This is a genomic window from Nonomuraea sp. CA-218870 (genome assembly GCF_050936535.1).
Taxonomy (GTDB): domain Bacteria; phylum Actinomycetota; class Actinomycetes; order Streptosporangiales; family Streptosporangiaceae; genus Nonomuraea; species Nonomuraea corallina.
The window spans coordinates 3,428,666-3,443,700 of record NZ_JBNJMN010000001.1; the positions used below are offsets into that span (position 1 = coordinate 3,428,666).

Genomic DNA, 15,035 nt, shown 5'->3' on the forward strand with positions numbered 1-15,035 from the left:
CGGAACATCATTCTGTGGTGGGAGTGGGCATGCGTATCGGAATGACACTGGGCTACTCCGGAGGCTTCAAGGAAACGGTGACCGAGCTGGCCGACTACGAGAAGGCCGGGCTCGACATCGTCTTCATCGCCGAGGCCTACAGCTTCGACGCGGTCAGCCAGATGGGCTACATCGCGGCCGTCACCGAGCGGCTGCAGATCGCCTCCGGGATCCTGCCGATCTACTCGCGCACGCCCGCGCTGCTGGCCATGACGGCCGCCGGCCTGGACTACGTCTCCGACGGCCGCTTCACCCTGGGCCTGGGCAGCTCCGGCCCGCAGGTCATCGAGGGCTTCCACGGGGTGCCCTACACCGCGCCGATCGGCCGTACCCGGGAGGTCATCGAGATCTGCCGCCAGGTGTGGCGGCGCGAGCGCCTGCAGTACGACGGCCGCTACTACACGCTGCCGCTCCCGCCCGACCAGGGCACCGGCCTGGGCAAGCCGCTCAAGATCATCAACCACCCGGTACGGTCCCGCATCCCGATCGTGCTGGCCGCCATCGGCCCCAAGAACGTCGAGCTGGCCGCCGAGATCGCCGAGGGCTGGGAGCCGATCTTCTACGTGCCGGAGAAGGCCGCCGACGTGTGGGGCGCCGCGCTGGCCGCGGGCAAGGCCAGGCGCGACCCCGAGCTGGGCGAGCTGGACGTGGTCGCGCAGGCGTCGCTGTACATCGGCGACGACGCCGAGGGCCTGCTGGACCTCGGCCGGCCGATGGCCGCCCTCTACATCGGCGGCATGGGCGCCAAGGGCAAGAACTTCTACAACAACCTGGCGCGGCGCTACGGCTACGAGAAGGAGGCCGAGCAGATCCAGGAGCTCTACCTCGACGGCAAGAAGGACGAGGCGGCCGCGCTGGTGCCGCGCGAGCTGCTGGAGCTGATGTCGCTGGTCGGCGACGAGGGCTTCGTGCGCGACCGGATGCAGGCCATGAAGGAGTCCGGCGTCACCACGCTGAACGTCACCCCGCTCGGCCGCACCCACGAGGAGCGGGTCCGCCTGATTGAGACCATCAAGGAGATCGCCTCCTGACGCCCTTCCGCTGACGGCCGCTCACGGCCCGGTCAACGCCCCCGGGCCCGGTCCGGCGTGCCCGCCGCCGTGGCGGGACACCGTACGGCCGGAGCCGCGTGCCTGTCGCCGGGACGCCCGCCTTCCCACGCCGGAGGAGGCGGGCGTTTCCACGGGGGCCTATGGTTGATCGGGAACTGAGGCTTGCTGAGTATTGGCGGAGATATGTCCGACGCGACGCCGTCCCTGGTCGCCGGGCGGTACCGGCTTGATGAACGCATCGGCGGCGGTCCTGCGGATGAGGTGTGGCGGGGGTACGACACCCGCGCCGACTGGACCGTGGCCGTGAAGACGCTGGGCGCCGAGGCGGTGGGGGCCGACGCCAGGGAGGCGCTGCGCCGCCACGCGCAGGCCGTGGCCCGGGTGATCCATCCCAACGTGGCCATGGTGCTGGACGTCGGCGAGCACGAAGGCGCGCCGTTCCTGGTGACGGAGTTCCTCACCGGGCCCAGCCTCGGCGAGGAACTGGCCGCGCACGGGCCGCTCACCGTGGTCGAGGTGTGCGACCTCATCGGTCAGGCCGCGGCCGGCCTGGACGCCGCCCACCGCGCCGGACTCGTCCACGGCAGGGTCGAGCCCGACAGCTTCCGCATGGCCGGCAGCGGCGTGCTCAAGGTCGTCGGCTTCGGCCTGCCGGGCCAGGCGGCCGCCGACCCCCGCTACCAGGCGCCCGAGCGGCTCGCCGGCGGCGACGGGCAGCCGCCTGCCGACCTGTACGGGCTCGGCGCCGTCTGCTACGAGCTGCTCACCGGCCGGACGCCCGACAGGGACGGGCCGATCGCGCCGCCCGGAGCCCTGCGCCAGGGCGTCCCGGCCGAGCTCGACCGGTTGGTGCTCGCCATGCTCGACCCCGCGCCGGCCGCCCGCCCCGCCGGCGGCGAGGCGGTGCGCCGCGCCCTGGCCGCCATCGCCAGGCCCCGCGCCGCCGTGACCCCGGCGCCGCCCGCGCCCGGAGCGCCGCCGGCCAGGGCCGGCGACACCGCGATCTACGAGGCGGCCGAGCTCGCCCCGCCCCCGCCAGGCCGGGAGAACCGGCGCCTGCTCATCCAGGCCGGCGCGGCGCTCGCGGCCATCGTCGCGGTCACCGTCGGCATGATCGTGTGGGCGGGCGGCGACGCCCGGGAGCCCGCCGCCGCCCCGACCACGCGGATCACCGGCCAGACGCCGCCCTCGCCCGCCCCGACCCCGACGCCCACCCCGACGCCCACCCTCACGTCCGAACCCGAGCCGGAAGAGGAACCCACCGAGCTCCGCCCGACCGCGGACGTGCCCATCCCCAAGGGCACCGTCGGCCGGTCCGTCCCGCCCGGCGGCTGGGAGACGTGGGTGCGCCGGTTCGACGAGGCGATCGGCAGCCAGATGGCCATGGGCGGCATGGACCCGCGCGTGGGCGGAAAGGCCCAGGACAAGCTCAGGAAGGCCGCGCGCAAGCTCGCCGAGGGCAAGGAGCGGCCCGGCCTGTCCCAGGTCGCCGACGTCGTCCGCGACCTGCGCAGGGCGCGGGCCGAGGGCGGCATCGCCTCGACGGGCCCGCTGCCCGACTGGCTCGACGACTGGCAGATCTAGCCGATGGAGGATCAACCGGAGATCCACGTACATTAAGCGCGTGACCATCTCCTACGCACACCGGCGGGCCCGGCTCGCGGCCCTGCTGCCCGCCCACGAGGTCGACGCCCTGCTGGTCACCTCGACCGTCAACGTCCGCTACCTCACTGGGCTCACCAGCTCCAACGCGGCCGTCCTGGTCAGGGCCGACGGCTCGGCCCGGCTGGTGACGGACAACCGCTACATCGAGAAGACGCGCGGCCTCGACGTCGAGGCCGCCGAGGCCTCCGACGTGGCCGCCGCGCTCGCCGCCCCCGGCGTCGGCATCGAGGCGGCGCACATGAGCGTGGCCACCTACCAGCGCCTCGGGTCCGGGCTCGTCCCGCTCGGGCCGCTCGTCGAAGGGCTGCGCGCGGTCAAGGACGACGACGAGCTGGAGCTCCTCCGTACCGCCTGCGCCATCACCGACCAGGCCTTCGCGGACGTGCTGCACACCATCAGGCCGGGCGTCACCGAGCGGGACGTGGCCCGCCTCCTGGAAGCCCGCATGATCGAGCTCGGCGCCGCCAAGCCCGCCTTCGACACCATCGTCGCCGCCGGCGAGAACGGCGCGATCCCGCACCACGCGCCCACCGACCGCGAGCTGCGCTCCGGCGAGCTGGTCACCATCGACTTCGGCGCCGCCTACCAGGGCTACCACGCCGACATGACCCGCACCGTCTGCCTCGGCCCGCCCGCCGGCTGGCAGCGCGACCTCTACGACCTCGTCGCCGCCGCCCAGCGGGCCGGCCGGCACGCCGTCACCGCCGGCGCCACGGCCCAGGAGGTGGACGCCGCCGCCCGCTCCCTCATCGCCGAGGCCGGCCACGCCGACCACTTCCGTCACGGCCTCGGCCACGGCGTCGGGCTCCAGATCCACGAGGAGCCGTTCCTGGGCCCCGCACGGACCGGTAGACTTGAGGATCGAGTTCCGATCACCGTGGAGCCGGGGATCTACCTCCCGGGCCGGGGCGGTGTTCGCATCGAGGACACCCTCGTGACCCGGCAGGGCGAGCCGGAACTTTTCACCAAGACGACCAAGGAGCTGCTCGTCCTTTAGAGCGGCCGCACGCGGGAGAGAACGAGTGGCGACGACCAACGACCTCAAGAACGGCATGGTGCTGAAGCTCGACGGTGGGGAGCTGTGGGCCGTTGTCGAGTTCCAGCACGTCAAGCCGGGCAAGGGCGGCGCGTTCGTGCGCACCAAGCTCAAGAACGTGCTCTCCGGCAAGGTGGTCGACAAGACCTTCAACGCCGGCGTCAAGGTCGAGGTGGCCAACGTCGACAAGCGCGAGATGCAGTACTCCTACCGCGACGGCGACGACTTCGTGTTCATGGACACCGAGACCTACGACATGGTCAACGTGCCCGCCAAGACCGTCGGCGACGCCGCCAACTACATGCTGGAGAACACCCTGGCCACCGTGGCCTTCCACGAGGGCTCCGCGCTCTACGTCGACCTGCCCGCCGCGGCCGAGCTCACCATCGCCAGCACCGAGCCCGGCCTGCAGGGCGACCGCTCCACCGGCGGCACCAAGCCCGCCACCCTGGAGACCGGCGCCGAGATCAAGGTGCCGCTCTTCATCACCACCGGCGAGCGGGTCAAGGTCGACACCCGCAGCGGCGAGTACCTCGGCCGGGCCTGAGGTGTCGGCACGAGGCAAGGCACGCAGACGCGCGCTCGACATCCTCTTCGAAGCCGAACTCCGCGGTGAGGACCCGCTGAAGATCCTGGCCGAGCGGGTGGAGCGGCAGGACCCCCCGGTGAACGAGTACACCTCGGCCATCGTCGAAGGCGTCACCCGCCACCTTCCCCGCATCGACGAGCTGATCACCACCTACTCCGAGGGCTGGACCCTGGAGCGCATGCCCGCCGTCGACCGCAACCTCCTGCGCGGCGGCACCTACGAGCTGCTGTGGATGCCCGACGTCCCCGAAGGCGTGGTCATCAGCGAGTGGGTCCACCTGGCCGGAGAGCTGTCCACCGACGAGTCCCCCCAGTTCGTCAACGGGCTGCTGGCCCGCTTCAAGCAGCTCAAGCCCAGCCTGACGCTCTAGCCCCCGTACGGGCCGGTCACGGCGTCCCGCTGACCGGCTCCTCCGCACGGCGAGTCCGCCGCCTCGTCCACGTTTCACACTGGGCGTAACACGCCCCCCGGTGTCCACGCCGTGCGAGAGCCAGGCTGATCGGGTGTCCCGCCTCGCCGCGTTCGGCAACCCCCGGTTCCGCCTGCTGCTGCCCGCCCAGGTGGCCGCGGTCGCGGGCGAGCAGATGTTCGCCGTCGCGATCACCGTCTCCGTCCTCCAGGCGGGTGGAGACGCGGTCGCGCTCGGCCTGGTCCTCGCCGCGCGCGGGGTCACGCTCGTGCTGTTCCTGCCGGTGGGCGGCGTGTGGGCCGACCGGTTGCCGCGGCAGCGGGTCCTGATGGCCGCCTACGGACTTCAGGCTCTCCTGGCGGCGGCTCTCGCCGTGACCGGCACGTTCCCGATCTGGGCGGCGGCCGGGGCCGTGCTGCTGTCAGGGCTGGCCGAGGCGTTCGTACGGCCCGCCTTCAACGCTCTGCTGCAGGGCGTGCTCGGCGACCACGAGCGCCTCTCCGGCAGGTCGCTGGTCAGCGTCGCGATCCGTACCGGCGTCATGGCCGGGCCCGCCGCGGGCGCCGGGCTGATCACCCTGTCCGGCACCGGTGCCGCGTACGGGATCACCGCGATGATCTTCGCCGTCGCGGTCCTGACCCTCTGGCGGGCCGGGGAACCCCTGCGGGCGCCCGCCCGCAGCGCCTCGTTCGTCCAGGACGTCCGCGCCGGCGTCGCCGAGGCGCGGCGGCTCCCGTGGGTGCGCGCCATCCTCGTCTTCTCCGCGGTCAACCTCATGTTCGTCATCGCGCCGACGCAGGTCCTGCTGCCGGTCGTGACCACCGCCGCGTTCGGCTCGCCCGCCGTGTACGGGCTGGCGCTCACCTGCTACGGAGCCGGCGGCCTGGCAGGCGGTCTGATCACGATGGCGTGGCGGCCGCGCGCCCCCGGGGTCGCGGCGCTGACCGCGATCGTCCTCTACGCCGCGGCGCCCCTCTCGCTGGTCCTCTCTCCCTCGCCAGCAACGATCTTCCTGGCGTTCGCGATCGCCGGGGCGGGGGTGGAGACGTACGCGATCCACTGGGAGGTCGCCTTACAGCGCGAGATCCCCGAGCAGCTGATCGGGCGGATCAGCTCGTTCGCCTGGCTGTGCGGCTTCGGGCTGATGCCGTTCGGGCAGGCGCTGACCGGGCCGCTGGCCGCCCTCGCCGGACCGGCGGCGGTGCTCGCGTCGGCGGCGGCCGTCATCCTCCTCGTGCCGCCGGCGCTGCTCCTGGTCAGGGGCATGCCGCGATTCCGGGACCCGCCGTGACCGGTTGCCCCGGCGGGGCGGGAGGGGTGAGGATCGGGACATGGCCACCGAAGACGACGTCCGCAGGCTGGCGCTCACGCTGCCCGAGACCGGCGAGAAGAGCATGTACGGCACGCCCGCGTTCTACGTCCGCGGCAAGTGGTTCGCCAGGATGCGGGAGGAACGGGGCGTGCTCGCGGTGCCGGTGCCCAGCGAGGAGGAGAAGCTGGAGCTCGTCGCCGCGCGGCCCGGGGCGTTCTTCACCACGCCGCACTTCGACGGCTACGCCGTCGTGCTGGTCCGGTTGCCCGAGGTGGACGAGGAGGAGCTGGGCGAGCTGCTCACCGACGCGTGGCGGCTGCGCGCCCCCAAGCGGCTGGTGGCCGCCTTCGACGCCTGACGATCCCGTATGGCCCGTACGGAAGGCGCTGGTCGCCGGGGAGCGGGCGATCGCGCGTACGGCGTAGGCTGGAGCGCAGCCACGAGGAGAGGGAGGCGAGCCCACGTTGCGAGCTGAAGGCGTCACGAGGACCCCGGCGGTGCGCACCGCCGTCGTCTGGGACGCGCTGCGCGCGGTGCTGGCGGAGCTGGCCGGCGCGACCGGGCGCGAGGCGCTCGACATCGTCGACGCCGGCGGCGGCACGGGAGGGTTCGCGGTGCCGCTGGCCGCGCTGGGCCACACCGTGACCGTGGTCGACCCGAGCCCCGACTCGCTGGCCGCGCTGGAGCGCCGGGCCAAGGAGCGCGGCGTGGTGGTGCGCGGCCTGCAGGGCGACGCCGTCGACCTGGGTGAGCTGCTCAGCCCCGGCCACGCCGACCTGGTGCTCTGTCACAGTGTGCTGGAGTACGTGGAGGATCCCGTCGGCGCCCTGGCCGCGATGGCCGGGCTGCTGCGTCCCGGCGGGGCGGTGAGCGTGCTCGCCGCCAACCCGGTGGCGGCCGCCATCCACCGCGCGCTGGCCGGGCAGTTCGACGAGGCCAGGGCCGCGCTGTCCGACCCGCTCGGCAGCTGGGGCGACCGCGACCCGACGCCGCGACGCTTCACCGGCGAGACCCTCACCGGCCTGCTGGGCGCGGCGGGGCTGGTGGCCGGGCCGGTGCACGGCGTGCGGGTCTTCGCCGACCTGGTGCCCAGCCGGCTCGTCGACGGCGAGCCGGGCGCGGCGGAGGCGCTGGTGGCGCTGGAGGAGGCCGCCTCGGCCCATCCGGTGCTGCGCGACATCGCCACCCAGCTGCACGTCGTCGGCCGCAGGCCATCGGCTTAGAACGCCTGTTCGGATAGAATCGGCGGCGTGGCACGCAAGCAGATCACGGGCATCGGCCCCGCTCCGCGGACCGGGGCCGACGACAGCGACTGCCCGATCCTCCATGTCGACATGGACGCCTTCTTCGCCAGCGTCGAGCTGCTCGACCGGCCGGAGCTGCGCGGCCGTCCGGTGATCGTGGGCTCGCCCGCGGGGCGCGGGGTGGTGCTCAGCGCCACCTACGAGGCCAGGGCGTTCGGCGTCCACTCGGCCATGCCGATGAGCCGGGCCCGCCGGCTCTGCCCTCGGGCGACGATCATCTCGCCCAGCCACGGAAAGTACTCCGAGGTCTCCAAGGGCGTCATGGAGATCTTCCACTCGATCACCCCGTTGGTCGAGCCCATCGCCTCCGACGAGGCGTTCCTCGACGTCGGCGGCGCCCGGCGCCGGCTGGGCCCGCCCGCCGCGATCGCCGCCCGGATCCGGGCCGAGGTGCTCGACCGCTACGGCATCACGTGCTCGGTGGGCGTGGCCGGCAGCAAGTTCATCGCCAAGCTGGCCTCCAAGCAGTGCAAGCCCGACGGTCTGCTGGTGGTGCCGCCCGGCGAGGTGGTGGCGTTCCTCCACCCGCTGCCCGTCTCCGCCCTGTGGGGCGTGGGCGAGCGCACCGAGCAGGCCCTTGTGCGCCTCGGCATCCGCACCGTCGGCGACCTCGCCCGGGTGCCCGTCGCCACCCTCCAGCGCGAGCTCGGCCCGGCCGCCGGCGGCCACCTGGCGGCGCTGGCGTGGGGCCGCGACGAGCGGCAGGTGAGCCCGCACGTCCCCGACAAGAGCATCGGCAACGAGGAGACCTTCGCCGCCGACATCGACGATCCCGAGATCATCAGACGCGAGCTGCTCCGCCTGTCCGAGCGAGTGGCCGCGAGGATGCGTAAGGGCGGCCATGTGGGCAGGACTGTGAGTGTGAAGCTGCGCCGCGCGGATTTCTCCACGATCAGCCGGTCCCGGACACTTCCCGAACCCACCGATGTCGCCCAGGAGATTTACGCCACAGCCTGTGACCTCTACCATGCCGCAGGGCTGGAGCGGGTGCGGCTGCGCCTGGTGGGCGTCAGGATGGAGGGCCTCATGCCGGCGGAGACGGCCTCCCGTCAGCTCACTCTCGGTGAGCGCGAGAGTGGCTGGCGTGAGGCCGAGCAGGCGATGGATCAGGCGATCCGGAGATTCGGTCCCGATGCCGTGCTTCCGGCGTCGCTAGTTCGGGGCAAACTTGATGAAATGGAGGCGTGAGGCGATGTCACGACTTCGGGGGAGGAGTGCAAGATGGCCCAGAATGAACCCATGACGTCACCTCCGGTTTGGTCTGCCTTGGACGTTTGCTTTCGCCTACGTCTACAGCCTCGTATTCTGGGGATAACCGACCGCGAGGTTCGGACACCCCGTGTCGTCCGTTGCCGTCTTCCCCGTCCTGGGGCCGTCCTTGGGAGGCGCCGTGCCGCTCTCTGAGCACGAGCAGCGCTTGCTCGACCAGATCGAGCAGGCCCTCTACGCCGAGGACCCGAAGTGGGCCAACACCGTAAGGATCAGTGACCCGCGCAGCCATTACAAGCGACGCCTGGTCAAAGCCACCATCGGCTTTGTCCTCGGCGTCGTCCTGCTGATGGTCGGCGTAGTGATCAACCTGATCCCGCTCGGCGTCGGCGGTTTCGTGGTCATGCTCGCCGCGTGTCTGTGGGGCCTGTCCAGTTGGAAACGTATGAATGGGTTCGGTGGTGACTCCTCGGCGCAGGGGGCCCCACCACAGGGCAAGCAGGTTCGCCGGGGCAACCGGGGCACCTTCATGGAGCGGATGGAGGAGCGCTGGCGCCGTCGTCACGACGAGCGCTGATCCTCCCCCGGACGACGTCCCTCGAAACGGAGGTGCGGCCGTCTCCTCACCCGGAGACGACCGCACCCTTCGTTTGACCCTCAGGTCGCTTCACGCGCCCTTCTGCGCTGCCGTCCTCCGCAGCCTGATGTTCTCCAGACGGTCGAAACCGTCCAGCACCCCTTCGCCCAGCCGTCGCAGCCGCCGCATCGTCGACGGCGGCAGCAGCACCGCCCGCACCCGCCGGGCCCGTGACACGGTCGCCGCCAGCGCCCTGCGCACCGTGCGCAGCTCTCCGCCCATCGGCGGGATCTCGCCGGGCTCCCTGGCGTAGAGCACCCGCTCCACCGCCGAGGCGATCGTGGTGACGGCAACCGCCGCCTCCGCCGGGAACTCGTACTGCTCGGTCAGCCGCCGCGCCAGCCGGCGCGGCGTCTCGCTGGGCTCGCGCGCCATCCCGTAGTCGTGCAGCGCGTCGTCCAGCTCCGCCCAGGCCGCGGCCACCGCCGTGTGGCGGCCCGCCACGACCTTGGCCGTCACCTCGTCCGCCGGACGCGACACCTTCCAGCCCAGCGTACGGATCCGCCGGCTCCTGGTGACCAGCCGGATCGCCGCCGGGATCAGCAGCACCAGCAGCACCGCCGCGGCGCCGATGCCGATCTGGGCGGCCAGCGGCGTCGACTCCTCCGGCGGCAGCCCGCCGTCGGCCAGCAGCGCCTCCCGGTCCAGCTCGCGCAGGTTCTGCCGGTTCTGCGGGCCCGCCTCCTCCTCCGAGTCGCCGCCGGTCGTCTCGTCCGGCGTCGGCGAGCTCGGGTCGGCCGTGGCCTCGGGCTGCGGCTGGGTGTACTCGGGCACCCGGGCGCTGCCCTGGCCGAGCGTGCCCGCCGGCGTCGGCTCGAACGGCAGCCAGCCCACGCCCTCGAAGTACAGCTCCGGCCAGGCGTGGGAGTCGTTCGTGCCGACCGTCCACCGGCCGCCGATCTGCGTGCCGCCGGTGTAGCCGATCGCCACCCGAGACGGGATGCCGACGGCCCGGGCCAGGACCGCCATCGAGGCGGCGAACTGCTCGCAGTAGCCGGCCCGGCTGCGCACCAGGAAGTCCACCAGCGCCGAGCTGCTGTGACCCTGGGTGCGCAGGCTGTAGGCGAAGCCGCCGGTGTCGGTGAAGAACCGCTGCAGCCGCACCGCCGCCTGGTAGGGCGTCCGGGCGCCGCGCGTCTCGTCCAGCGCCAGATCCGTGATCTCCTGCGGCAGGTCGTCCGGCAGCGCCAGATAGCGCTCGTCGATGCCCTGCCGGGTGGTCGGCGACGAGTCGAGCACCCGCGCCGTGGGCGCCGGCTCACTCGTCGCCACCTCGTACTCCAGGCCGGCGGCCTCGTCGCGGGTGGAGAAGACCATCAGCGTGCTGACGTCGGCCCGCCAGTCCCCGTCGACGCGGATCTGCCGCGGCGGGTACGGCAGCGGCAGGAACGACAGCTTGGTGATCTGGTCACTGATGGTGATCGACGTCCGGACGTTGTTCAGCTGCACCCCGCCGCCCAGGCCGGGCGGTGGCGGCAGCGGGCCGTTGTCGGTCCTGTTCTCCGGGGCGCCCTCCGGCTGCGTCATGCCGAACTGGTCGCCGTCGAACGTGTCGAGCGAGTAGATGCGCAGGTAACGAGGCGTGTTGTCGCTGTTGGCGTACGTCAGGACCACCCGCGGCTCGGGCAGCTCCAGCCGGCCCTTCAGGTTGGCGATCGGGTCCGGGATGCTGATCGAGTTGCCCCGGCCGGCGCCGCTGCCCCCCACGCCGAAGGTGAAGAACGAGACCGGCTCCATGGCGGGCATCAGCGCCGGCACCGTCACCGCCACCGCGATCGCGGCGAACCCGATGCGCTTGCCCGACAGGCGCAGCCCCCTGGTGTCGGCGGTCGCGCCCGGCCGCAGGTCCGCCGAGGTGGTCCGGGTGCGGCGCACCAGCACCGCCCGGCCCCACTGGCCGACCCGCTCGCGGCCGTCCGCGAGGAGCAGGCCGGTGAACCCGAGGGCCGCGATGACGAACGCCGGCCAGCTGAGCGGCTCGGTCAGGATCGTGGCCGGCACCGTGACCAGCGCCAGCAGCGGCAGCCCGGCCAGCGCCGCCTGGCGCAGCCGGGTCGCGAACAGGTCCACGACGATCGCGATCAGGCCCACGCCGCCCGTGGTCAGCAGCGTGATGGCCTCGTTCGCGGGGACCGGCGCCGCGTACCGCTGGATGTCGGCCCAGCCGGTGGCCAGCAGCCGCGCCACCTCCAGCACCGAGTCCGTGGTCGGCACGAACAGCGCCCAGGCCTCCTCGGCCGCGAACGACACGTTCAGGTAGAGCCCCAGCGCCAGCGCGCTCACCGGCAGCGCGGCCCACGACGGCAGCGACAGCCGGCCGCTGACCAGGCTCGCCAGCAGGACCGCCACGACGGCGCCGAGCGAGCCCCAGAACCAGCCCCCGCCCTCGAACAGCGGGTGGAGCAGGATCGCCGAGGAGAAGGTCGCCACCGCGGCGGCGATCGAGAGCCTCATCAAGTCGAACCTCCACTCAGCGCGTACCGCCCGCTGCCGGCCGCGTCCTGCCACACGGACGCGATCGACACTCCGGCGGGCAGCCGGACGATCCGCCACCCGTACCCGGCCAGCACGGTCTGCACCGCCCGGTAGTCGTCGCCGGACTCGGGGTCGCGCCCGCTCCACGTGTCCACGTCCAGCAGCACCGCCACGCCGGTGATGCCGCTGTGCCTCAGCCTGGCCAGGTCCCTGGCCTCGTCGGCGTCGAGCGCGCCGAGCACGGCGACGATGAGGCCGTCGCCGCCGCCCGCCCGCAGCGCGGACACGCCCATCTCCAGCGAGCGGGCCGACGAGCCGCGCACCGTCGCGAGCCGGTCCAGCAGCGACCAGCTCAGCCCGGTGTCGGTCAGGTGCTCGGGGCCCTGGTCGGTCACCAGCCGCAGGCCCAGGCCCTCCCTGGCGAGGTGCACGCCGATCGAGGCCGCGGCCGAGACGGCCACCTCGAACGACGAGCGCGGGCCCTCGCCGCGATGGGCGTACTTGCGGGTGTCGAGCAGCAGCGCGCCGCGGCTCTGCCACTGCTGCTCCTCGCGCCGCACCATCAGCTCGCCGTGCCGAGCCGTGGAGCGCCAGTGCACCCGGCGCAGGTCGTCGCCCTGCCGGTACTCGCGGGGCGCCACGTCGTCGTCGCCGGCCGCCGCCACGCTCCGGGTGCGGCTGTCGCCGCCGCCCGTCCACTCGCCCGACAACCGCACGTGCGGCAGCGCCACCACCTGCGGCGTCACCACGAGCGTGTCGGTGATCGTGAACGCGCGGGTCAGCTCCACCAGCCCGAACGGGTCCGCGATGCGCACCGACAGCGGCCCGATGGGGTAACGGCCGCGCAGGTCGGAGCGCACCCTGTAGTCGATCTCCCTGACCCCGCGCGCCTCCACCCGGTCCAGCACGAACCTCGGCCGCACGCCCAGCGTGTACGGGACCGTGTCCCCGATCAGCAGCAGGCCGGTGGGCAGCCTGGTCACGTTCTCCAGGCGCAGCGTCACCGTCGCCTCGCCGCCGGCCTCGGCCCTCGCCGGGTCCAGCCGTCTGGCGCAGCTCAGCCGGTAGCGCGTGCGCGCCACCACCATCGCTGCCAGCAGCGGCAGCGCCGCCACCAGCAGGCCGATCCTGAACAGGTCGTTCTCGCCGAGCAGGAACGCCATCACCAGCGCCGCGACGCCCGCGGCCAGGAACGACCGTCCCCTGGAGGTGAGCGCTCGCAGACCCGCCCTCACGACGCCCGGGTCTCCGGCACCGGGACGCGCCTGAGGAGCTCGGCCACCACCTGCTCGGGCAGCCGCCGCTGGCCCTGGGCCTCCACGCTGGGCAGCAGCCGGTGCGCGAGCACCGGGACGGCCAGCTCCTGAAGGTCGTCCGGGATGACGTAGTCGCGGCCCGACAGCGCCGCGTGCGCCCGCGCCGCCCGCACCAGCTGCAGCGTGGACCGGGGCGAGGCGCCCAGACGCAGGTCGGGGGAGTGCCGGGTGGCCACCACCAGGTCGATGGCGTACTTCTTGACCGGCTGGGACACGTACACCCCGCGCACCGCCTCGATGAGCGCGCGCACCTCCGACGTGGTGGCCACCGGCTTCAGCCTGTCCAGCGGCGAGGTGCCGCCGTGCACGTCGAGCATCTCCAGCTCGGCCGTCGGCTCCGGGTAGCCCATCGCGACCCGGGCGGTGAACCGGTCGCGCTGCGCCTCGGGCAGCGGGTAGGTGCCTTCCATCTCGATCGGGTTCTGGGTCGCGATCACCATGAACGGGGCGTCCAGCTGATAGGTGCGCCCGTCGACGGTGACCTGACGTTCTTCCATGCACTCCAGCAACGCCGACTGCGTCTTGGGCGAGGCACGGTTGATCTCGTCGCCCACCACGATGTTGGCGAACACCGGCCCCGGCTTGAACTCGAACTCGCGCGTCTGCTGGTTGTACGCGCTCACGCCGGTGATGTCGCTGGGCAACAGGTCGGGGGTGAACTGCACGCGCCGCACCGGGCAGTCGATCGACCGCGCCAGCGCCTTGGCCAGCATCGTCTTGCCCACACCCGGGACGTCCTCGATCAGCAAGTGGCCTTCGGCGAGCAGGACGGTCAGCGTGAGACGGACGGCGTCACCCTTTCCCTCGATCACCGATTCGATGGCCTCGCGGATGCGGTGAGCGGTGGTGACCAGCTCCCCGAGCTGGTCAGGGACGTCATGGGTTACTGCCACCGGGCCTCCATGCGACGTGTGGCCGGCCACCTCGCGCGGGGGTGCCATTGCGGGAGGCATGCCATTGTTTTCCATTATCTGTACGACCCTACGACTCTGTGGGTTCCTGGGCGACTTTTGCGGATATTCCAGGGAAACCTGGTGGTGTTCGTGTTCTTGTCGCATAGAGGTGCGAATGCCGTAACACATCGGACGGGGTGGCGCACCACTTTCCCCCACCTCCGGCCCGCCCGCCGCGGCTTCCCTTGCCCTGCCGGGGCTTCCTCGCTCCGACACGCCCAGGGGCGCGCCGGGGGCCGTTCCGCGCCCCCACTCCCGCTCCACCGTGCTGACCTGCGGTAACGCGCCAGACTCGAGCGGTCCAGAAGGTTCGAATCAGTTGACGGTGGGGAGAAGTGGAGTATGGTGGTGCGCAGTGGAGGGCACGGTGCACCAGCGCCGGGCGCTTCACGAGGCACGGGAGGTGGCGCCGATGTTCCTCGGCACCCATCACCCGCGTCTGGACGACAAGGGACGGCTGTTCCTGCCGGCTAAGTACCGTGAGGAGCTGGCGGAGGGTCTTGTGATCACCAAAGGCCAGGAGCGATGCCTCTACGTCTTTCCCGTGGAGGAGTTCCAGCGCATTACCGAGGCTCTCAGCACCGCCCCGGTCACCGCCAAGGCGGTACGCGACTACAGCCGCGTCTTCTTCGCCAGCGCGTCCGACGAGAAGCCAGACAAACAGGGCCGCGTCACCATTCCGCAGGGCCTGCGGCAGTACGCCGGCCTGGAGCGTGACTGCGTCGTCATCGGGGCCAACACCCGGCTGGAGATCTGGGACGCGCAGGCCTGGGACACCTACCTCGACGCGCAGGAACAGGCGTTCGCCGACCTCTCCGAGGAGGTGTTGCCAGGGATCTTGTGAACTAACGGTCGAGCCGTCGGAGATGTCGTTCGGCGAGGTCTCCACCCGCAACCACTGCCGGCCAGCTGATGCACCTTCCCCGGTGTCAGATGGCGGGCTTCCACGAAGAGGGTGCGGATGGGGACCTGGCCGGGCGGCGCCGGGGTGGGGACCCACGGACAACCGACACATCGACCGGCCGCGTCACCCGCGAGC

At 72.4% G+C, this 15,035-nt stretch carries 14 protein-coding genes; 11 read left to right on the forward strand and 3 right to left on the reverse strand.

Annotated features, from left to right (window positions below; translation table 11 throughout):
• Positions 1 to 29 precede the first annotated feature (29 nt).
• The 10 genes from ACQEUU_RS16615 to ACQEUU_RS16660 all read left to right on the forward strand — a co-directional run bounded on the left by ACQEUU_RS16615 (position 30) and on the right by ACQEUU_RS16660 (position 9,192).
• Complete coding sequence (locus ACQEUU_RS16615; protein ID WP_433066633.1) at positions 30 to 1,070, forward strand: LLM class F420-dependent oxidoreductase; 1,041 nt, start codon at positions 30 to 32, stop codon at positions 1,068 to 1,070.
• Between the two features lie 204 nt (positions 1,071 to 1,274).
• Complete coding sequence (locus ACQEUU_RS16620; RefSeq protein ID WP_433066636.1) at positions 1,275 to 2,675, forward strand: serine/threonine-protein kinase; 1,401 nt, start codon at positions 1,275 to 1,277, stop codon at positions 2,673 to 2,675.
• Between the two features lie 40 nt (positions 2,676 to 2,715).
• Positions 2,716 to 3,753: a M24 family metallopeptidase gene (locus ACQEUU_RS16625; protein WP_433066639.1), complete on the forward strand. Its 1,038-nt coding sequence runs from the start codon at positions 2,716 to 2,718 to the stop codon at positions 3,751 to 3,753.
• A gap of 25 nt (positions 3,754 to 3,778) precedes the next feature.
• The gene (gene efp, locus ACQEUU_RS16630; RefSeq protein ID WP_433066642.1) at positions 3,779 to 4,339 is read left to right on the forward strand and encodes an elongation factor P; all 561 of its coding nucleotides are present in this window, start codon (positions 3,779 to 3,781) and stop codon (positions 4,337 to 4,339) included.
• A 1-nt stretch (position 4,340) separates the two neighbouring features.
• The gene (nusB, locus tag ACQEUU_RS16635) at positions 4,341 to 4,751 is read left to right on the forward strand and encodes a transcription antitermination factor NusB (protein ID WP_433066645.1); all 411 of its coding nucleotides are present in this window, start codon (positions 4,341 to 4,343) and stop codon (positions 4,749 to 4,751) included.
• Between the two features lie 133 nt (positions 4,752 to 4,884).
• Positions 4,885 to 6,081: an MFS transporter gene (locus ACQEUU_RS16640; protein ID WP_433066647.1), complete on the forward strand. Its 1,197-nt coding sequence runs from the start codon at positions 4,885 to 4,887 to the stop codon at positions 6,079 to 6,081.
• 40 nt (positions 6,082 to 6,121) lie between these two features.
• Positions 6,122 to 6,460, forward strand: a complete 339-nt coding sequence (locus ACQEUU_RS16645) for an MmcQ/YjbR family DNA-binding protein (protein WP_433066650.1) — start codon at positions 6,122 to 6,124, stop codon at positions 6,458 to 6,460.
• A gap of 139 nt (positions 6,461 to 6,599) precedes the next feature.
• Positions 6,600 to 7,325 carry a methyltransferase domain-containing protein gene (locus ACQEUU_RS16650; protein ID WP_433066653.1) on the forward strand — a complete coding sequence of 242 codons (726 nt, stop codon included), beginning with the start codon at positions 6,600 to 6,602 and terminating at the stop codon, positions 7,323 to 7,325.
• Between the two features lie 27 nt (positions 7,326 to 7,352).
• Entirely contained in the window at positions 7,353 to 8,594 is a 1,242-nt protein-coding gene (gene dinB / locus ACQEUU_RS16655) for a DNA polymerase IV (RefSeq protein WP_433066656.1), read from the forward strand.
• A 202-nt stretch (positions 8,595 to 8,796) separates the two neighbouring features.
• On the forward strand, positions 8,797 to 9,192 hold the full coding sequence (locus ACQEUU_RS16660) for a DUF3040 domain-containing protein (protein ID WP_148032686.1): 396 nt from the start codon (positions 8,797 to 8,799) through the stop codon (positions 9,190 to 9,192).
• A gap of 90 nt (positions 9,193 to 9,282) precedes the next feature.
• Here the strand turns inward: ACQEUU_RS16660 and ACQEUU_RS16665 are convergent, their stop codons facing one another.
• From ACQEUU_RS16665 to ACQEUU_RS16675, 3 genes are read right to left on the reverse strand one after another with little or no spacing between them, the layout of a single operon-like run.
• Positions 9,283 to 11,706, reverse strand: coding sequence for a transglutaminase TgpA family protein (locus ACQEUU_RS16665; protein WP_433066660.1), 2,424 nt, complete (start codon positions 11,704 to 11,706; stop codon positions 9,283 to 9,285).
• On the reverse strand, positions 11,706 to 12,962 hold the full coding sequence (locus tag ACQEUU_RS16670) for a DUF58 domain-containing protein (RefSeq protein ID WP_433066663.1): 1,257 nt from the start codon (positions 12,960 to 12,962) through the stop codon (positions 11,706 to 11,708). The genes ACQEUU_RS16665 and ACQEUU_RS16670 overlap by 1 nt, the downstream gene beginning before the upstream one ends.
• Positions 12,959 to 13,984 carry an AAA family ATPase gene (locus ACQEUU_RS16675; RefSeq protein WP_433066666.1) on the reverse strand — a complete coding sequence of 342 codons (1,026 nt, stop codon included), beginning with the start codon at positions 13,982 to 13,984 and terminating at the stop codon, positions 12,959 to 12,961. The genes ACQEUU_RS16670 and ACQEUU_RS16675 overlap by 4 nt, the downstream gene beginning before the upstream one ends.
• Positions 13,985 to 14,408: 424 nt before the next feature.
• On the opposite strand from ACQEUU_RS16675, the gene mraZ reads away from it, so the two are divergent.
• Positions 14,409 to 14,840, forward strand: coding sequence for a division/cell wall cluster transcriptional repressor MraZ (gene mraZ / locus ACQEUU_RS16680; protein WP_270159046.1), 432 nt, complete (start codon positions 14,409 to 14,411; stop codon positions 14,838 to 14,840).
• Positions 14,841 to 15,035 lie beyond the last annotated feature (195 nt).